Here is a 506-nt window from a genome sequence, read left to right as displayed (position 1 = left end):
AAGCGGCCGCCGCCGAGAACCTCAAGCGAGTCCGCCGCCCCGCGGACGAGGACTGGCTCGAGTCTCCGGGCTTGTCCCGCCTGACGCAGTACCTGGAACTGAAGACCGTCTGGCACCCGATCGGCGTCTGACACTCAGCTCGGACGGCGGGCGACGGCCAGCAGCGAGCCGCCCGCCGGCAAGGGCACCCCGGCCAGGATCAGCGCGGCTTCCAGTCGCATGACTGCGAAGCACGCGCTGTTCAGCGGGGCCGCCATGCCGAGCTCGCCTTCGACGTCCGCGGTTTCCTTGCTGCGCAGGCGGGCAGCCATCATCGCGGGCAGCAGCAGGGAGACGAACGACGTCACCTTGACCGGCTCGAAGCCGGCCGCCCGGAGCTCGTCGATCAGGACGCGGCGGCTGTAGCGCTTGACGTGGTGGGCCGCGACGTCGGCGGGGCTCCACAGCCACTGGTGCTGCGGGACCGTGGCGAGAACTCCACCGCCGGGCTTGACGGTCTGGGACAT

The 506-nt window shown here is 70.9% G+C and carries 1 protein-coding gene; it reads right to left on the bottom strand.

Annotated elements, in window-relative coordinates; all coding sequences use genetic code 11:
- Positions 1-134 precede the first annotated feature (134 nt).
- A partial coding sequence (locus ABD345_RS40200; protein ID WP_425556975.1) for a hypothetical protein occupies positions 135-506 on the bottom strand: 372 nt, incomplete at its 5' end.

Origin of the sequence: Kitasatospora saccharophila (assembly GCF_039529925.1) — a bacterium.
GTDB lineage: Bacteria > Actinomycetota > Actinomycetes > Streptomycetales > Streptomycetaceae > Kitasatospora > Kitasatospora saccharophila.
The sequence above is the reverse complement of the archived record's forward strand: the minus strand, read 5'-3'. Positions and strand labels throughout refer to the sequence as shown.